The 17,737-nt window shown below is 61.9% G+C and carries 12 protein-coding genes; 4 read left to right on the top strand and 8 right to left on the bottom strand.

Features of this window, described 5'->3' with window-relative positions; all coding sequences use genetic code 11:
• Positions 1-47 precede the first annotated feature (47 nt).
• Positions 48-1,832: a YbaL family putative K(+) efflux transporter gene (gene ybaL / locus DC522_RS17140; RefSeq protein ID WP_116529891.1), complete on the top strand. Its 1,785-nt coding sequence runs from the start codon at positions 48-50 to the stop codon at positions 1,830-1,832.
• Between the two features lie 64 nt (positions 1,833-1,896).
• Here ybaL and DC522_RS17135 read toward each other — a convergent pair whose 3' ends face one another.
• The 6 genes from DC522_RS17135 to DC522_RS17105 form a co-directional block, all read right to left on the bottom strand.
• Complete coding sequence (locus DC522_RS17135) at positions 1,897-2,193, bottom strand: SUF system Fe-S cluster assembly protein (protein ID WP_371679829.1); 297 nt, start codon at positions 2,191-2,193, stop codon at positions 1,897-1,899.
• A gap of 98 nt (positions 2,194-2,291) precedes the next feature.
• Entirely contained in the window at positions 2,292-3,527 is a 1,236-nt protein-coding gene (locus tag DC522_RS17130; RefSeq protein ID WP_116529890.1) for a cysteine desulfurase, read from the bottom strand.
• A 228-nt stretch (positions 3,528-3,755) separates the two neighbouring features.
• Entirely contained in the window at positions 3,756-5,069 is a 1,314-nt protein-coding gene (sufD, locus tag DC522_RS17120) for a Fe-S cluster assembly protein SufD (RefSeq protein WP_116529888.1), read from the bottom strand.
• A 1-nt stretch (position 5,070) separates the two neighbouring features.
• Complete coding sequence (gene sufC, locus DC522_RS17115) at positions 5,071-5,823, bottom strand: Fe-S cluster assembly ATPase SufC (protein WP_116529887.1); 753 nt, start codon at positions 5,821-5,823, stop codon at positions 5,071-5,073.
• 114 nt (positions 5,824-5,937) lie between these two features.
• Positions 5,938-7,410: a Fe-S cluster assembly protein SufB gene (sufB, locus tag DC522_RS17110; protein ID WP_116529886.1), complete on the bottom strand. Its 1,473-nt coding sequence runs from the start codon at positions 7,408-7,410 to the stop codon at positions 5,938-5,940.
• Between the two features lie 68 nt (positions 7,411-7,478).
• Positions 7,479-8,651: a cysteine desulfurase family protein gene (locus tag DC522_RS17105; protein WP_116529885.1), complete on the bottom strand. Its 1,173-nt coding sequence runs from the start codon at positions 8,649-8,651 to the stop codon at positions 7,479-7,481.
• Positions 8,652-8,890: 239 nt separating this feature from the next.
• Here DC522_RS17105 and DC522_RS17100 point away from each other — a divergent pair, with 239 nt between their 5' ends.
• The gene (locus DC522_RS17100; RefSeq protein ID WP_116529884.1) at positions 8,891-9,547 is read left to right on the top strand and encodes an alpha/beta hydrolase; all 657 of its coding nucleotides are present in this window, start codon (positions 8,891-8,893) and stop codon (positions 9,545-9,547) included.
• A gap of 70 nt (positions 9,548-9,617) precedes the next feature.
• On the opposite strand, the gene DC522_RS36895 is transcribed toward DC522_RS17100, so the two are convergent.
• Positions 9,618-11,633 (bottom strand): M10 family metallopeptidase, encoded by a 2,016-nt coding sequence (locus DC522_RS36895; RefSeq protein WP_205769663.1) that lies wholly within the window; start codon positions 11,631-11,633, stop codon positions 9,618-9,620.
• A 485-nt stretch (positions 11,634-12,118) separates the two neighbouring features.
• On the opposite strand from DC522_RS36895, the gene tyrS reads away from it, so the two are divergent.
• The gene (tyrS, locus tag DC522_RS17090) at positions 12,119-13,381 is read left to right on the top strand and encodes a tyrosine--tRNA ligase (protein ID WP_371679815.1); all 1,263 of its coding nucleotides are present in this window, start codon (positions 12,119-12,121) and stop codon (positions 13,379-13,381) included.
• Positions 13,382-13,528: 147 nt separating this feature from the next.
• On the opposite strand, the gene DC522_RS17085 is transcribed toward tyrS, so the two are convergent.
• Positions 13,529-16,921 (bottom strand): DUF3971 domain-containing protein, encoded by a 3,393-nt coding sequence (locus DC522_RS17085; protein ID WP_165820191.1) that lies wholly within the window; start codon positions 16,919-16,921, stop codon positions 13,529-13,531.
• Between the two features lie 224 nt (positions 16,922-17,145).
• Here DC522_RS17085 and DC522_RS17080 point away from each other — a divergent pair, with 224 nt between their 5' ends.
• Positions 17,146-17,610, top strand: a complete 465-nt coding sequence (locus tag DC522_RS17080) for a peroxiredoxin (RefSeq protein WP_116529880.1) — start codon at positions 17,146-17,148, stop codon at positions 17,608-17,610.
• The last annotated feature ends 127 nt before the right edge of the window (positions 17,611-17,737 follow it).

Below are 17,737 nucleotides of genomic sequence, written 5' to 3'. Positions count from 1 at the left end.
TATCGGGTTTATTCCCACCAGAACAGAGCACCCATTCTGGAGAACAGATGCCGCATCACATGCCGCTGATATCCACCATCGTCGTCGGCCTTGTTCTGGCATTCGTTCTCGGCGCCATTGCGCAACGCATCCGTATTTCTCCCCTCGTCGGTTACCTTCTGGCCGGTGTGCTCGTCGGCCCCTTCACCCCTGGTTACGTGGCGGATCAATCGCTCGCCAACCAGCTCGCCGAAATCGGCGTGATCCTGCTGATGTTCGGCGTCGGCCTTCACTTTTCGTTGAAGGATCTTCTCTCGGTCAAAGCCATCGCCGTTCCCGGCGCCATTGTGCAGATTGCCAGCGCCACGCTGCTCGGCATGGGCTTGGCATGGCTCATGGGCTGGAGCATCGGTGGCGGCCTCGTCTTTGGGCTTGCCCTCTCGGTCGCCAGTACGGTCGTATTGCTGCGCGCCCTGCAGGAGCGCCGGCTGGTGGAAACCGAGCGCGGCCATATCGCTGTCGGCTGGCTGATCGTGGAAGACCTAGCCATGGTGCTGACGCTGGTGCTGCTGCCAGCCTTCGCGAAAGCCATTTCCAGCGCCTCTGCCGACGTCGAATCCATCGTGATTTCGCTTGGCCTGACCCTCGGCAAGGTCATTGCCTTCGTGGCCATCATGCTGATCGTGGGCCGGCGCGTGATCCCATGGATCCTTCATTACGTGGCGCATACGGGATCCCGCGAACTGTTCCGCCTCTCGGTTCTTGCCATCGCCCTCGGCACGGCCTTCGGCGCGGCGGAGCTCTTCGGTGTGTCCTTCGCGCTCGGCGCCTTCTTCGCAGGCATGGTGCTGAGCGAATCCGAACTCAGCCACCAGGCCGCTTCGGAAACGCTGCCGCTTCGCGACGCCTTCGCCGTCCTGTTCTTCGTGTCGGTCGGCATGCTGTTCGACCCGATGATCCTGATCGAGGAGTTCGGGCCGGTGCTGGCGACCTTCCTGATCATCGTCATCGGCAAGTCGCTCGCGGCCTACGCCATCGTGCGTCTCTTCCGCCATCCGGATTCCACGGCGCTCACCATTGCGGCGAGCCTCGCCCAGATCGGCGAATTCTCCTTCATCCTCGGGGGCCTCGGCGTCGAGCTGCAGCTGCTGCCAGACCAAGGACGCGATCTCATCCTGGCAGGCGCCATTCTCTCGATCCTCGTGAACCCGTTCCTGTTCGCGCTTCTGGACCGGTGGTTCGCCAAGCGCGAGCCCGCAAAGGCGGAGAAAGCCGCTGCAGCGGAAGCCGCAGAAGCACAACATGAGCAGCCCTCCATTGTGCGAGAACCTGTGCCGGTAACCGCACTGACGGATCATGTCGTCCTCGTGGGCCATGGCCGGGTCGGCAAGTTCATCAGCAGGAAACTAACCGCTTCCGGAACGCCCTTCCTGGTGATCGAGGCCAACAAGAGCCAGCTCGCCGATCTGCCGAGAGACGGCTATGAGACCCTCGTCGGCAATGCCGCCGACCCTGAGATCGCTGCCGCTGCCAATCTTAAGGAAGCCCGCTGCCTTCTGGTCGCTATCCCTGACGCGTTTGAAAGCGGCCAGATCGTCGAGCAGTCTCGCAGGCTCAACCCGAACCTGCCGATCATCGTGCGCGTCCATTCCGCCGCTCAGGAAGAACACGCCGAGAAATTCGGTGCGACGAGGGTCGTGATGGCCGAGCAGGAAATCGCCCGCGCGATGGTCTCCGCCGTTCCCGATGCACCTCGCCAGCCGATCCTCTCATCCGTCGAGGAACCGGACGACATCGTCAATGGCAACCATGAGGAGCGTGCACCGGAGCCGCGCCCTGACGCAACGCCCTAAAAAGCGAGATGGCCGGGACGAGCCTGGCCATGCGTCTTTCAAGTTCGACTGGAAGCCTTGAGGCCTACCACATATCGAGCGCGACGCGAGCCTCGTCCGACATGCGGCTCTGGTCCCACGGCGGGTCGAACACGATGGTGGCCTTGACGCTCTGAACGCCGGGAACGGAAGCCACCGCGTTCTCCACCCAGCCCGGCATCTCGCCGGCCACAGGGCAGCCCGGCGCCGTGAGGGTCATGTCGATGGAGACGTTGCGGTCGTCGTCGATATCGACCCGGTAGATCAGGCCGAGCTCGTAGATATCGGCCGGGATTTCGGGATCATAGACGGTCTTGAGCGCCGCGATGATGTCGTCGGTCATACGGTCGAGCTCTTCCGGCGGAATCTTCGAGCCGGGGGACACCTGCGGCGCGTTGGGCGCGTCTTGGATGGGGGAGTGATCGTTCACAGGTCTATCCTTCAGGCAAACAGGGCTTCCGCCTTCTGCAAGGCGTCCGCCAGCTTATCGACTTCTTCCATGGTGTTGTAGAGGCCGAACGACGCGCGGCAGGTCGAGGTCGAGCAAAAACGGGCGAGAAGCGGCATGGCGCAATGCGTGCCGGCCCGAACGGCCACGCCCTGCCGGTCGATGATCGTGGCCACGTCATGAGCGTGGGCATTCTTCAGCTCGAAGGCGATGATCGGGCCCTTGCCCTTGGCTTGGCCGATGATGCGGATGGAATTCATGGCCCGCAGGCGCTCATGCGCATAAGCCGACAGTGCCTCCTCATGGGCCCGGATGCTCTCCCGGCCAAGCTCCATCATGAAACGCAGGGCAGCATCGAGTCCGATGGCTTCAAGGATAGCCGGTGTGCCGGCCTCAAAGCGGTGCGGCGGGTCGTTGTAGGTAACGAGGTCCTCGCTCACCTCGCGGATCATCTCGCCGCCGCCCTGGTAGGGCGGCATTCTCTCGAGAAACTCGCGCTTGCCGTAGAGGACGCCGATGCCGGTCGGTCCATAGACCTTGTGGCCCGTGAACACATAGAAATCGGCATCGAGATCCCGCACATCCACGTCGAGATGCACGGCGCCCTGAGCGCCGTCCACCAGAACGGGGACACCGTGCGCGTGAGCGATACGGATGATGTCCTTGATCGGTGTCGTGGTCCCCAGCACGTTGGACATATGCGTGATGGCGACGATCTTCGTTCTGGCTGAGAAGAGCTTCTCGAACTCCTCGATGAGGAAGTTGCCCTCATCGTCCACCGGCGCCCATTTGATCACGGCGCCCTTGCGCTCGCGCAGGAAGTGCCAGGGCACGATGTTGGAATGGTGCTCCATGATGGAGAGGATGATCTCGTCCCCCTCCCCGATATTCATGCGCCCAAAGGAATCCGCCACGAGGTTGTAGGCTTCCGTGGCCGACTTGGTGAAGACGATCTCTTCAATGGAGCCGGCGTTGATGAACTCGCGCACCGTCTCACGGGCGCGCTCGAAGCCTTCCGTTGCCACATTGGCCATGTAGTGCAGGCCGCGATGGACGTTGGCGTAGCCCGTCTCCATGGCATTCACCATGGCATCGATCACCGCGCGCGGCTTCTGGGCCGAGGCGGCATTGTCGAGATAGACGAGCGGCTTGCCATAGACCTGCTGCGACAGGATCGGGAACTGCGCCCGGATCGCCTCGACGTCGTATGGCTTGACTTGCATGTTCATCACTTGTTGCTCCCTGCACCGTCATGCCCGGCCTTGTGCCGGGCATCCCCGCCTTTTCTGTCTCTGTCCTCATCCTGAGGAGGATTGCTTGAGCAATCCGTCTCGAAGGAGGATCCAGAGCCCTCTTGAACCTCCTTCGAGACACCCACTCCGTGGGCTCTCAGGATGAGGGCGGTGTTTCTCAAGACGTGGATGGCCGGGACAGGCCCGGCCATGACGCAGAGTGTGTTATGCCCGCGCCTTCAGCCAGCTCTCAACTGTGCCGATCAGGGACTCGCGGGCGCTCTCGTTTTCCACGAACTCGATGGCCTCGCCGAGGAACGCCTGAACCAGGAGGCTTTCGGCCTCCTTCTTCGGCAGGCCGCGGGCCATGAGGTAGAACAGGAGATCTTCGTCGAGCTGGCCGCAGGTGGCGCCGTGGGCGCACTGCACGTCGTCGGCAAAGATTTCGAGCTCCGGCTTGTTGTTCATCGCAGCATTCTCGCCAAGGAGGAGCGCTGCCGACATCATGCGGCCGTCGGTCTTCTGGGCGTGATGCGGAACGATGATCTTGCCCTGGAAGACACCGGTCGCTTCGTCGTCGACCACGGTCTTGAACAGCTCGCGGCTCTCGCAGTGGAGGGCATTGTGCTCGACCACAAGCGTGGAATCGCCGTGCTGCGTACCCTTCAGCATGGTCGCGCCATTGACCCGCAGGTTCGTGTTCTCGCCATCGAGAATGGCATAGACCTGGTGACGGGAGGTGGCAGCGCCAGTCACCACGTTGATGCTGTTGAAAGTCGCCTCGCTGCCGATCTTCAGAGCAAGCGTCGAGAGAGCCAGAGCCTTGTCGCCTTCGGCATTCAGACGCACGTGCTGCACGTTCGTCCGGTCCCCGACAAGCATTTCGACCACGTCGTTCGGCTGATGGTTGGCGCCGTCCGTGCTCTCGTGGGACTCGATGAGCGTGAAGGAGGAGCCCTCCTCCACGACGACGAGCACGCGGGTCGCGGTCGCAACGGCCGAGGCGGCAGCGGTGACGAAGCGCAGGTGAACCGGCGTCTCGACAGAACCTGCAACGCGGATCATCACCCCATCGGCCATGAACGACGTGTTGAGCTGATAGACCGGATTGTCGCTCGCCCACGGAACCGGGCTCAAGTGGGCCAGCCACTCATGGCCATCCGCCAGCGCCTCGCGCAGCGGCACGATCTCGATGCCTTCCGGCAGGTTGTGGAAGTCCACGGCCTCACGCACGAAATGACCGTTCACGAACGGCACTTGCAGCGCCGCCACATTGCCGAAGGCCTTCGAACCCTGGAGCGCGCCCTTGGCTTCGTCAGCCGTCGGCACGCCCGCGAAAGGCGCGATCTCGCGCAGGAGAGCGCGAAGATCGGTGTACTTGAACTCCTCTACGCGGCGATGCGGGAGGCCACGGAGGTTGAACTGCTCGAAGGCATGGGCACGCGATTCCGCGTTGCCCGGAAGCGTCGTCTTGGCGCTCTCGAAAGCCTGCGCCAGCGCAGTTTCCGCAGCCGTCTTCATGAGAGTGACGTCAGCCATGTTACGCGGCCTCTTCTTCCCTGTAATCGGCGTAACCGTTGGCCTCGAGCTCGAGCGCGAGCTCCTTCCCGCCGGTGCGGACGATGCGGCCGCCATGCATCACGTGCACGGTATCGGGCACGATGTGGTTCAGGAGGCGCTGATAGTGCGTGATGACCAGGAACGAACGATCCGGCGAGCGCAGCGAGTTCACGCCTTCGGACACGATACGCAGCGCGTCGATATCGAGGCCGGAATCCGTCTCGTCCAGGATGCAGAAGGACGGCTGGAGCAGTGCCATCTGCAGGATCTCCATCCGCTTCTTCTCACCACCGGAGAACCCGACGTTGAGGGCGCGCTTGAGCATGTCTTTCGGCATCTCGAGCTTGGCGGCCGCCGCGTTCACCTGCTTGATGAAGTCGGGGGTCGACAGCTCATCATCGCCACGCGCCTTGCGCTGTGCGTTCAGGGCAGCCTTGAGGAAGGTCATGGTGCCGACGCCGGGGATCTCAAGCGGGTACTGGAAGGCGAGGAACACGCCGGCAGCGGCGCGCTGATCCGGCTCCATCTCCAGCAGGTTCTGGCCGTCGAGCAGGATCTCGCCGTCGAGGATTTCGTAGTCCTCCTTGCCGGCAATCACGTAGGACAGGGTCGACTTGCCCGAGCCGTTCGGGCCCATGATGGCGGCAACCTCTCCCTTGCTCACGGTGAGGTTGAGGCCGTTGAGAATGCGCTTGTCCTCAATCTGGACAACAAGGTTCTTGATTTCGAGCATCTGTGTATTCCGTTGTTTGAGGCGTGGATGGCCGGATCAAGTCCGGCCGTGACGGGCCTGGAGCGTCTCGCGTCATGCCCGGGCTCGTCCCGGGCATCCACGTCTTGTTCTGAATTAACCGACCGAGCCTTCCAGCGAGATCGAGATCAGCTTCTGCGCTTCCACGGCGAACTCCATCGGGAGCTGCTGCAGAACGTCCTTCACGAAGCCGTTCACGATGAGCGCCGTCGCCTCCTCTTCCGAGAGGCCGCGCTGCTGGCAGTAGAACATCTGATCTTCCGAGATCTTCGACGTCGTCGCCTCGTGCTCGAATACGGCGCTGGCATTCTTCGACTCGATGTAAGGCACCGTATGCGCGCCGCACTGGTTACCAATCAGCAGCGAGTCGCAGTTCGTGAAGTTGCGCGCGCCGGTCGCCTTGCGGTGGGCCGAAACCAGACCGCGATAGGTGTTGTCGGATTTGCCCGCAGCGATACCCTTCGAGATGATCCGGCTCGTGGTGTTCTTGCCGAGATGGATCATCTTGGTGCCGGAATCGACCTGCTGCATGCCGTTCGACACGGCAATCGAGTAGAACTCGCCGCGCGAATTGTCGCCACGCAGGATGCAGGACGGGTACTTCCACGTGATCGCCGAACCTGTCTCGACCTGGGTCCAGGTGATGACCGAGTTACGCCCACGACAATCGCCGCGCTTGGTCACGAAGTTGTAGATGCCGCCCCGGCCCTCGGCATCGCCCGGATACCAGTTCTGCACCGTAGAATACTTGATCTCGGCATCGTCGAGCGCGATCAGCTCGACCACGGCGGCGTGAAGCTGGTTCTCGTCGCGCTTGGGCGCTGTGCAGCCCTCGAGATACGAGACGTAGGAGCCCTTGTCCGCGATGATGAGGGTACGTTCGAACTGGCCGGTGTTCTTCTCGTTGATGCGGAAGTACGTGGACAGCTCCATCGGGCAGCGCACGCCGGGGGGAACGTAGACGAACGAACCGTCGGTGAAGACCGCCGAGTTCAGCGTCGCGAAGAAGTTGTCCGTCACCGGCACGACCGAACCGAGATACTGACGCACGAGGTCCGGATATTCGCGGATGGCTTCCGAAATCGGCATGAAGATCACGCCGGCCTTCTTCAGTTCTTCCTTGAAGGTCGTGGCGACCGACACGCTATCGAACACCGCGTCCACGGCCACACGGCTCTGCGGCTCGACACCGGCCAGAATTTCCTGCTCGCGCAGCGGAATGCCGAGCCTCTCATAGGTCTTGAGAATCTCAGGATCCACTTCGTCGAGGGACTTCGGCGCCGGGTTCTTCTTCGGAGCGGCGTAGTAATAGATGTCGTTGTAATCGATCTTGTCGTACGACACGCGCGCCCAGGTCGGCTCCTTCATGGTGAGCCAACGCTTGTAGGCGTCAAGGCGCCACTGGAGCATCCACTCGGGCTCGCCCTTCTTGGCCGAGATGAAGCGGATCACATCCTCGGAGAGGCCCTTCGGAGCCTTCTCCATTTCGACTTCGGTTTCGAAGCCGTACTTATACTGGTCAACGTCGATCGACCGGACCTGGTCAATCGTCTCCTGCACTGCAGGCATCTGTCTCTCCCACCGCTCACGGTTTCAAGGACCGCGGGTTGACGACATGGAAAACAAAGCGGGGCTTTTTAAGCCGCGCTCGCCCTCCGCTTATATAAGGTGCCAACCACCTTTTCGCACGCGTCCGCAAAGCGGATCACATCCTCTTTCGTGGTCGTCCACCCCAAACTCACACGCAAAACACCCTCAGAAAGGGTTGGCTCCACACTCATGGCGTCGAGCACATGCGAACGCTTGACCTTTCCGGACGAGCAGGCCGAACCGGAGGAAAGGGCAATGCCCGCAAGATCGAACGCGATCAATGCCGTCTCGGCCTTGAGGCCCGGTATGGCAAAGGCGAAGGTATTAGGCAACCGCTCAGCGCCAGAGCCCACAACAAGAACATCCGGCGCGATCCGGCGCACATGGGCCTCAGCCTCGTCGCGCAACTGCCGTAGCCGCCTGGTCTCCTGCTCCAGCCCCGCCAGGGCGAGCTCGGCCGCAGTGCCGAAACCCGCAATGGCCGCCACATTCTCAGTGCCGGCCCGGTAGTTTTTTTCCTGTCCGCCGCCGCGGATCAGGCGCTCGCCGATCTCATATTGGTCAGAGGCGAGAACCAGAGCCCCTGCCCCTTTCGGCCCGCCGAGCTTGTGTGCCGAGAGCGTCAGCGCATCGACGCCGAGACCTGCAAGATCGACCGAAAGCCGGCCCGCAGCCTGCACGGCATCCGTATGGATAAGCCCGCCACGCGCATGGACGAGCTGGGCGATTTCGGAAACGGGTTGCAGAACCCCGGTCTCGTTGTTGGCAAGCTGGGCCGACACCAGAACCCGCTCTTCGCCGGCCCTCTCCAGGCGGGTCTTGAGCCAAGCGAGATCAAGAATTCCATGCTCGTCGACGGGAATGATTTCGACCCTGTCGGCCGGGAAGCGATGACCGCTCAGAACGCAAGGATGCTCGGTGGCACCGATGAAGAGCCTCGCCGCGCCCGGCTGGCCGAGGCGGCGGAAGGACGGCGTGAGCACGAGATTGGCGGCCTCGGTGCCGCCGCTCATGAAGATCACGTTCTTAGCCTTGGCGCCCACCAGCTTGGCCACGGAGACCCGCGCCCGCTCGATCTCGGCCCGCGCGGCGCGACCCTCTGTGTGGATCGAGGATGCGTTGCCCGGCAGCTGCATGGCGCGCAGGACCGCCTCCGCCACCTCCGGCCGCAAGGGCGACGTGGCGTTGTGGTCAAGATATGTACGCTCGCCGATCGCCATGGCTGTCAGTCTCAAGCCTCACGAAATTCTTGCAATTGACCCTGGTTGCTGTGTTAAAGCACCGCAACCACATGTGTCCCGTGTTTTCCCGATGACTCCTGCCATCGAAATTTTTTGAAACACAGGAACATTTTAGAAGAGTTCTAAGGGTTCCTACTTAAGGGAATCCGAGACCTGGAGTCAAGGTCGCACAGGGTTTTCCCTCTCTACATGGAGAGGTGATCAAGAGGTTCGCGTATATGCCTGAAGTCATCTTCACGGGTCCCGCCGGTCGTATCGAGGGGCGTTATCAGCCTGCCAAGGAGAAGGGCGCACCCATCGCCATCATCCTGCATCCGCACCCGCAATTCGGCGGGACGATGAACAACCAGATTGTCTACAACCTGTACTATGACTTCGTGAAGCGCGGCTTCTCGGTTCTTCGCTTCAATTTCCGCGGCGTCGGCCGCAGCCAAGGCGCCTTCGACCACGGCCAGGGCGAGTTGTCGGATGCTGCGGCGGCGCTCGACTGGGCTCAGGCCATGAACCCGGATGCTCGCGCCTGCTGGATCGCCGGCGTGTCCTTCGGTGCCTGGATCGGCATGCAGCTTCTCATGCGCCGTCCGGAGATCGAGGGCTTCATCTCGATTGCCGCCATGGCGAACCGCTACGATTTCTCGTTCCTCGCCCCCTGCCCTTCCTCCGGCCTGTTCGTGCACGGCTCCGAGGACCGCGTGGCTCCGGTCAAGGACGTGGTCAGCGTCATCGAGAAGGTGAAGACCCAGAAGGGCGTGAAGCTCGAGCACGCGGTCGTCGACGGCGCCAACCACTTCTTCGACGGCAAGGTCGACGAGCTGATGGTGGCCGTGGACGAGTATCTGGACAAGCGCCTGGGCTCGACCGAGGAAGCGGCCTGAGGACACTTCCCAAAAGAGAAAAGGCAGGGCCCTTTAACGCCCTGCCTTTTTCGTAAGCGCGGTCAGTTGATCAGAGGAAGGCGAAGTCGCTCGCAACAAGCGATGACAGCTGCTTATTGCTCAAGGTGAGGCTGAAATCACCCTTCGCAATCACGACGTCACCGCCAACCTGACGGGCCGAGGCCATCATGACCGAGAAATCCGCAAACAGAGGCTTATTCCAGATATAAATCTGGTCGTGCGCACCTGGGCCTGTATAGAAGTCCGTAATGGTGGTCTTGGCCCAAGGACGGATCGAGAAAATATCGTACCCTGCCGCGCCCGTCAGCTTGCTGCCGACACCGCCCCCGACAAGGACATCATTGCCGTCGCCGCCATAGAGGCAGTCGGCACCGGCGCTGGAACTGTCGTCGATGTCGAGATAGTCATTCGCGGCCCCGCCGTAGAGAGTGTCCGTTCCGGTGCCGCCGATGAGGGTATCGTTGCCGTCATCGCCATAGAGAGTGTCGTTGCCGTTTTCGCCGGAAAGGCTGTCGTCTCCGGCGAAGCCGGCGATGTAGTCAGCTGCGCCGCCGCCCTTAAGCACGTTGTTCAACGCATTGCCGTAGAGCTGGTCGGAACCCGCTCCGCCGAGAACGTTTTCGAAGTTCCTGATAACGTCACCGGCGGCGATGCCCCCATAGACTGCGTTCGTGCCCAGATTGACATAAACACCGGTAGTCGCGTCGCCATAGTCCAGTGTGTCTGTTCCGGTCCCGCCGTCCAGATAGTCGGCTCCCGCCCCTCCAAGGATGTGATCGCTGTCATCGCCTCCATAGAGAGTGTCATCGCCGCCTTGGCCGAAAATCAGGTCCTGACCGCTCCCGCCATCAGCGAAATCCCTGCCTTCGTCCGCCCAAATAGTGTCGTTGCCAGACCCACCATACATGGTGTCGTGGCCAGAACGCCCGGCGAGAATGTCGTCGCCAGCGCCCCCATCGAGCAGGTCATTGCCGGAGCGGAAACTGGAAAAGCCGGAGCCGTCCGGCGCATCGTCGAGAAGATCGTTGCCGTCTCCACCATAGAGGCCGTCGCTTCCGTCTCCGCCGGAAAGGGTGTCGTTGCCGCCGTTCCCTTGCAGCATGTTCGCGGCTGCATTGCCGAGTATCTTGTCATGTCCGGACCCGCCGCGAGCGTTCTCGATCAGCGAGCGGCTATCGCCTCTAAACTGGAGAGCGTTGTAGACATTGCCTTTGACGCTGCTCGCCGCCAGTTGAAGCGCCGAGAAGAGTGAGTAGCCGCCAGGCGTCAGGTCGATGACGGCATTCGAATTGTAGTTCTCGAGATTGTAGGTGTCGTTGCCGCCGCCATCCCAAATGGTCAGGAAGATCTTATTGAGGCCGGGTCTGCCCTGGCTGATCCCGTTGACATAGGTTTCACCCGTCAGCGGATTCCAACTGTAAACGGTATTGTCGCTGTTGGTCGCAAAATCAGCACCGTACATCTCCTGCAGGGCCGCGATGTCGTACATCATGAACGTCTGCGGTGCCGCAAGGACGTTGTACGACATGACCGTGTATTCGGTCGAATCGTGCTGAGCACTCATTCTCGGCAGATTTCCGCCGCTGTCGTGCGAGTGCTTCATTCCAAGCGAATGCCCGAGCTCGTGCAGAAGCAGATAAAATTGATAGGTTCCCAGAACTGGAGTCTTGTCAGCATTGGTGATCCAGGTATCGCCGCCGTAAACAGGAACGCCAGGATAATAGCCGTGGCTGCGATTGATGATGCTGCCGGGCTCGAAGGCACTCAGCTTGATGTTGGCATCATTCCGACCCGCATAGACGAACGTAGCGTTCGTGAACGATTCGAGCGAGGTCAGAGACATGACTCCGGCCGCACCCTTGAAGATACCGTGGAAAGCAGTTTGCGAGGCCTGGGAGAGAGGCTTGAAGCCGGAAGCACTCGGATTGATCCACTCATAATCCCAACGTGAATCCGGGAAGCTGTAAGTGATGGTGTTGGAGGCCCACTGCGACCCGGAGAAGAGCGCCAACACATCCCAATCGATATTGGTTGGAGCATAATACTTTGTGCCGAAAATCGGCACATTTGGAAGCCCCGCGGCGACCGCCGAGAATACTCCCAGCGGCAAGCCCGAGATGTTGTCGCTAAGCCAGTCGGAAGCAGAAGAGAACCACGACCCCACCCTACTGAAGAATGGCGCACCCGCCGCTAAGGATGCCCATTTTGCGGGCCCGATGAGAGCATCTATCCCTCTATAGGATAGGGAAGCATAGCCAAAGCTTCCTGCACCATACGTATCGTGCTCGTCGAGAGAGACGAAGGAAGGCTTCCTTTCCAGGCTATGGGAGAAAGAGGCCCAGGAAACGCCCCGACGATCCGCAACGCAAGCATAGCACATGAAGGGCTCTCCCTCTTACACCCGAGTTTAACGTTATATTAAATCATTGTCGGAACTTGGCAATAGACCGAACGCTCTAGTCAGGCGGCGCCCATGACTGGGTGGAATCCTTGTCACAACCTGTTAGAAGAGCGCCCTTGGACCCCCTTTCTTAGATGACGAGAGCCGCGATGAACGCGCCACGATCCGATTTCCTGAAGGTGCTCACTGAGCGAGGCTTCATTCACCAGAGCTCCGATTTCGAGGGCGTGGATGCCGCCGCCCTCGAAAAGCGGCTCACGACCTATGTGGGCTACGATTGCACCGGCCCGTCCCTGCATGTGGGCCACCTGCTCTCGATCATGATGCTGCACTGGCTCCAGAAGACCGGGGCCGGCAAGCCGATCACCCTCATGGGCGGCGGGACGACCCGCGTGGGCGATCCCTCCGGCAAGGACGAGAGCCGCAAGCTCCTGACCGTCGAGCAGATCGAGGCCAACAAGGAGAGCATCAAGACGGTCTTCTCGCGCTTCATCAGCTTCGGCGAGGACAAGACCGACGCGATGATGGTCGACAATGCCGAGTGGCTGACCAAGCTCAATTACATCGAGTTCCTGCGCGACGTGGGCCGCCACTTCTCGGTCAACCGCATGCTGTCCTTTGACAGCGTGAAGCTGCGCCTCGAACGCGAGCACGAGCTGTCGTTCCTGGAATTCAACTACATGATCCTCCAGGCCTACGACTTCGTGGAGCTCAACAAGCGCTACGGCTGCATTCTGCAGATGGGCGGCTCGGACCAGTGGGGCAACATCGTCAACGGCATCGATCTCGGCCGTCGTCTCGGAACGCCTCAGCTCTACGCCGTCACATGCCCGCTGCTGACCACGGCCTCCGGCGCCAAGATGGGCAAGACCGCCTCCGGCGCGGTCTGGCTCAATGCGGACATGCTCAGCCCCTACGATTACTGGCAGTTCTGGCGCAACACGGAGGATGCGGACGTTCCGCGCTTCCTCAAGCTGTTCACGATTCTGCCGATGGATGAGATCGCCAAGCTCTCGGCTCTTCAGGGCGCCGAGATCAACGAGGCCAAGAAGGTGCTGGCCACCGAGGCAACTGCCCTCCTCCATGGTCGCGAGGCCGCGGAGCTGGCGGCGGAGACAGCGCAGAAGACCTTCGAGCAGGGCGCCCTTGCGGAGAGCCTACCCACCATCGAAGTCGCTTCCGGCATCCTGAAGGAAGGCCTCGGCGTGCTGACGGCCTTCGGCCCGGATTATGCGAAGCTCGTGCCGTCATCGAGCGAAGCGCGTCGTCAGGTGAAGAGCGGCGGCCTGAAGGTGAACGACCAGACGGTTTCCGACGAGCGCGCCACGCTCAACCTGTCGGACGTCACGAGCGAAGGCGTGATCAAGCTGTCCTTCGGCAAGAAGAAGCACGTGCTGCTGCGGGCCATCTAAAAGCACAGCCCTCATCCTGAGGAGCCGCTGCAAGCGGCGTCTCGAAGGAGGATCCAGAGTGCACTGGAGACGCCTCGCCCTTTGAGACGGATTGCTCACGCAATCCTCCTCAGGGTGAGGCTTTGGATCTGCTTGAGGGTTTCAGCTCTATCGCTCCGGAGTCACGGGCGATGCATCACCCTGCGGCTCCACTCCCACACCGAAAAGCTTGCGCAGGAAGCCCGGTGCTACCGCCGAAAGCGGGTTGACCGTCAGCGTCGGCGCGCTTGTGGAACCCGTGGCGCGGAAATTGACCGCGAACAATCCCTCATACTGACCGCCTCCGAGCAGCGGCCCGAAGAGCGGCACCTTGGCAAAGGCGTTGTTCAGCCCATAGGCCGGCACGAAGGTGCCCGAGATGTCCATGCGATCCCGACCGTAATCGATGAAACCGCCGAGGGTGAAGCCGATCTGATTGCCGTAGATCGCGGCATCCTTGAAATCGACGCGGCCGGCCGTACGCGTGAAGTCGACCCTTGCCCTGGCGAAGGTCGCTTCGTTGACATCCACCCGGACGGATTGCGGATTGCCGGCCTTGTCCTGCCCGGCGATCACTTGAGTCTGAGTCGGGATGATCCGGCGCAGGGCCGGCTCGTTGACCAGGGTGAAGGAGCGCAGCAGCAGAAGCCCGGGCTGAGCCCCCTCGCCCGTCGCCATGTTGATGATGAGATCGCCACCCGCCATGCGCTTGTACACATCAGTAAAGCGCAGGAGCGCACCCGCATCCTCCGCCTGAATGATGAGGACAGGGCCGCTCCTCCCCTGAACATCCGTGCGGGCAGCAATGTTCGTCGAGCCGAGGCGGCCCTTCATCTCGAGCTGGCGCAGGGTGTCTTTGCGCACGGACGCCTTGATCATGGCGTTGGTGATCGCCTCGTCGTTATGGCCGGTCAGGATGTTGAGGGCGAGGTCGATGTCGACATCCTTGGAATCCCTTTGCGCGTTTCCGCTGCGAGACGAGGATTGCGAGCCGAACCCTTTCAGGAAGGGGCGCGCATCGCCCACGTTGCCGCGGACATTCACCTTGTAGATGCCGCCGGAACGATCGATCTGCACCCGCATGTCGTCGCCGGGCGAGAGCTTGAAGGTGGGCAGATCCGCCTTCTCGAGCTCCCCGTCCTTCGACAGGGTCGCAGTGCCACGCAACTGCGCCGTGCCGCTGTCGAGCTGCAAGTCGCGGATTTCGTTTTCGGCCCCGTCCACCATCGTGAAGGTCAGCTTGCCCGGCCTGCCCGCAGGCTTGACCCAGCCGGGAATGAGCTGATCCACACTGGCCTTGGCGAGGTCTGCCTCGATCAGCATGCCGGGCGCATCGAGCCTGCCCAGGGGCATGCCGACCTTGAGCGCGACGCTGCCCGTCAACTGTTGGCCGAAGGAGAGCCCACGCTTGCTGCGCGCGGCCTCGTCGAGAACGAAGGAGACGTTCGCTTCGCCGCCCTGGCGGTTCTTCTGCACGTCGATACTAGCCGGAGCGCCCCCCATCTTGCCGTCGCCTTTGATCGACAGGTCACCCTTGTCGTAGGCGATCGTCAGATTGGCCGCCTCGAGCTTCTCCCTGCCGAACAGCTTGTCGAGGGTGAGATCGTTCAGTGTTCCGGCAATCTTCAGCGGAAGATCGGCAATGGCCGGAATGTTGTTGACGGCGAGTCCGATCCCAACCCGCAGATCCGCCTTGCCCTTCATGGTGGCGGGATCGACCTCGAACCCGGCGATCTCCTTGACGACCGGCTGCTGGAGCATGGCGCCGACACCATCCGCCGAGCCCAGGAGGCGGAAGTCGATGCGCGCAACCGCATTGTCGTCCCAGTAATTGTCGAGAGCGAAAGAGCCTTCGGAGGCGCTCAGACTGTAATTGCCGGCCATATCGACGCGCCCGGCCGGGGCGCGTAAGGCGACCTTCGTACCGCTCACCTGCCCGGTCACATCCATCTTCGACACGGGCGGCAAACCCTCTGCCGCCTTTAGGGTGCCCTGAGAGATCTGGAAATCGATCGTCACGGAGCCGTCGGGGATCGGGCCGCCGGACATGGACTTCTCAACATCGGCCCCGGTCATCCCGATCTTGAGCTTGAACGTCTCAAGCGTGCCGCTCTTGAGGTTCGACACCAGGAAGCGCCGAACAGGGGGAGCCACGGCCTCCGGCCAGACGCGCAGCGCGGACCGGACATTGGTCCGCGTGGCCGTCACGTCGAATTTCAGCCCCTTAGGGTCGGCCGGAGCCGCAAGGGCACCGCTGATGTCGGTGGTGAGGTCCGGCCCTCGCAGCTTGATGTTGTTGATTGTCACGCCATCGGAACCGGAGAGGTCTGCATCGAGCTGCGAAACCTGGAGCGGGGCATCGCCGGGAGCTGCACCCGACCAGACGATATCCCTGCCGCTCAAGAGCAGGCGCCAAGGCGCCTTCAGCGTTGGCGTCGATAGCGTCCCCTGAAGCTTGACTTGCGTCTCGCCGCCTTTGAGCTCGAGGATCGGGAGGTTGAGAGTCTTCTTGGCCTCGTCCCACTCGGCCACGATCGTGGCGCGCTCGACCGGCAAAGCCGAGGTATCCTTGTCCTCGATCTGGATCATGCCCGTATTGCTGTCGAGGCGGGTCTTCAACTCCGTCACGCGGCCATCCGAATAGGCCACGTCAAAGCGCCCCGAGAATTCGAGATCGGTCGCAGCCGGCAGTCCTGACAACCCGCTCAGCAGCAGGATGTCCTGGATCGGCGCGGAATCGGCGACCACCGCCGCACGATAGGCCGTCCCGCTCTCCGCTTTCACATCGCCGTTGAGCTGCCAGGCGCCCTGAGGACCTTCGACGGTCGCCGCGAAACGACGTCCGCCATTCTCCGACCAGTCGAAAGTGGCGTCGACTCGCTTGAACCTGGCCCGCTCGCGACGATCCGCATCGATGAAGACGAGCTGAGCATTGGTCAGCTGCGCGCGTCCAAGGGAGTTGAGGACGCTTCCCGGTCCGACGACCAGGTCGAACAGAGAGCCTACGGCGCCCGAGACCTGAGACGGGCCATCGGTGCTCGCGGCCAAGGAAGCAGCGGCCTCCTTGGAAGGAGAGGGTTCGGCTGTCGTATCACCCGCAGCGTGCACTTCTTCCGTCGTCTGCACGGGCGAGAAGGTCAGTGAGCCATCCCGGCTGACCAGGATCCGCAATTGCAGGTCACGCACCTCGATGGCTTTGGGCTGCAGATTGGCCGTGAGCAGCGATAGGAAGTCGACACTCACAAGGGCATACGGAGCCCGGACAACGAGTCCTCCGCCAGGAGCCCTGATGTCGAGGCCGTTCGCCCGCAGAGCGGGCGTACCTTCATGCAGTTCGATGGCCGTATTGCGCAGCGTCACGGCCCATCCGGGGCCGATGCGGGCGGCCAGAGCCTCGGCAACGCGCTCCGGCAGGCGTCCGAAAGTCATGGGGCCGACGGAAAGGCGCAGGTAGAGAAGCCCCGCGACAACAACAAGAAACGCGATCAGCCCAAGCTTGACGTAGAGCGTACCACGCAGCACCCGGCGCCATAGGCTTCTTTTGGCCGGTTCTCGCCGGGACAACGTGGGACGGAACGGTAACTTCATTCTTGTGATGTGGGGTAACCCGGTTCTTGCGCTTCAGCGGCAGCGAGGGAATCACTGAGGGACCTTAACCGTCCCGGCAGCCTCCCGCGACCGCCTCTTTCCTGTCGTGCACACAAGAGGTTTCCAATCAGGACAATCCGCCAAAAGGAAGGCGAAATATGGCACTGACACCCGGAACCAAAGCCCCCGCTTTCTCCTTGCCCGCCACTGGAGGGAAGGACATCTCGCTGGAGAGCCTCAGAGGCAGGAAGGTGGTGCTGTACTTCTACCCGAAGGACGACACGAGCGGCTGCACCCTGGAGGCTAGAGATTTCCAGGCCCTTCGCAAGAAGTTCGAGGCCGCCGACACCGAGATCGTCGGCGTCTCACCCGATCCCTTGAAGAGCCACGACAAGTTCCGCACCAAGCACGACCTCGAATTCCCCCTCGCCTCCGACGAGGGGAAGAGCATGCTGGAGGCCTATGGCGTGTGGGTCGAGAAAAGCATGTATGGCCGCAAGTACATGGGCGTGGAACGCACCACGGTCCTCATCAACCGCGACGGCACAATTGCCCAGGTCTGGAACAAGGTGAAGGTGCCGGGTCACGCGGAGGAAGTGCTGGCAGCGGCACAGGCGCTCTGATCGCGGAACAGAAAAAGGGCGCCCTTTCAGGCAACCTTATCACTGCGACCACGTTGCGCACCCCGTAGCCCTCATCCTGAGGAGGCCTGCAAGGCCGTCTCGAAGGACGAGGGCGCCTCCAGAGTGC

It is taken from the genome of Microvirga sp. KLBC 81, from assembly GCF_003075415.1.
Taxonomy (GTDB): Bacteria; Pseudomonadota; Alphaproteobacteria; order Rhizobiales; family Beijerinckiaceae; genus Microvirga.
Note: the sequence above shows the minus strand (reverse complement) of the source record. Positions and strands in the feature narration are given on the sequence as shown.

Excerpts from the sequence above, each read along its gene's own strand:
- ybaL (WP_116529891.1), top strand. The coding sequence starts at position 48 with ATGCCGCATCACATGCCGCTGATATCCACCATCGTCGTCGGCCTTGTT.
- DC522_RS17135 (WP_371679829.1), bottom strand. The coding sequence starts at position 2,193 with ATGACCGACGACATCATCGCGGCGCTCAAGACCGTCTATGATCCCGAA.
- DC522_RS17130 (WP_116529890.1), bottom strand. The coding sequence starts at position 3,527 with ATGAACATGCAAGTCAAGCCATACGACGTCGAGGCGATCCGGGCGCAG.
- sufD (WP_116529888.1), bottom strand. The coding sequence starts at position 5,069 with ATGGCTGACGTCACTCTCATGAAGACGGCTGCGGAAACTGCGCTGGCG.
- sufC (WP_116529887.1), bottom strand. The coding sequence starts at position 5,823 with ATGCTCGAAATCAAGAACCTTGTTGTCCAGATTGAGGACAAGCGCATT.
- sufB (WP_116529886.1), bottom strand. The coding sequence starts at position 7,410 with ATGCCTGCAGTGCAGGAGACGATTGACCAGGTCCGGTCGATCGACGTT.
- DC522_RS17105 (WP_116529885.1), bottom strand. The coding sequence starts at position 8,651 with ATGGCGATCGGCGAGCGTACATATCTTGACCACAACGCCACGTCGCCC.
- DC522_RS17100 (WP_116529884.1), top strand. The coding sequence starts at position 8,891 with ATGCCTGAAGTCATCTTCACGGGTCCCGCCGGTCGTATCGAGGGGCGT.
- tyrS (WP_371679815.1), top strand. The coding sequence starts at position 12,119 with ATGAACGCGCCACGATCCGATTTCCTGAAGGTGCTCACTGAGCGAGGC.
- DC522_RS17080 (WP_116529880.1), top strand. The coding sequence starts at position 17,146 with ATGGCACTGACACCCGGAACCAAAGCCCCCGCTTTCTCCTTGCCCGCC.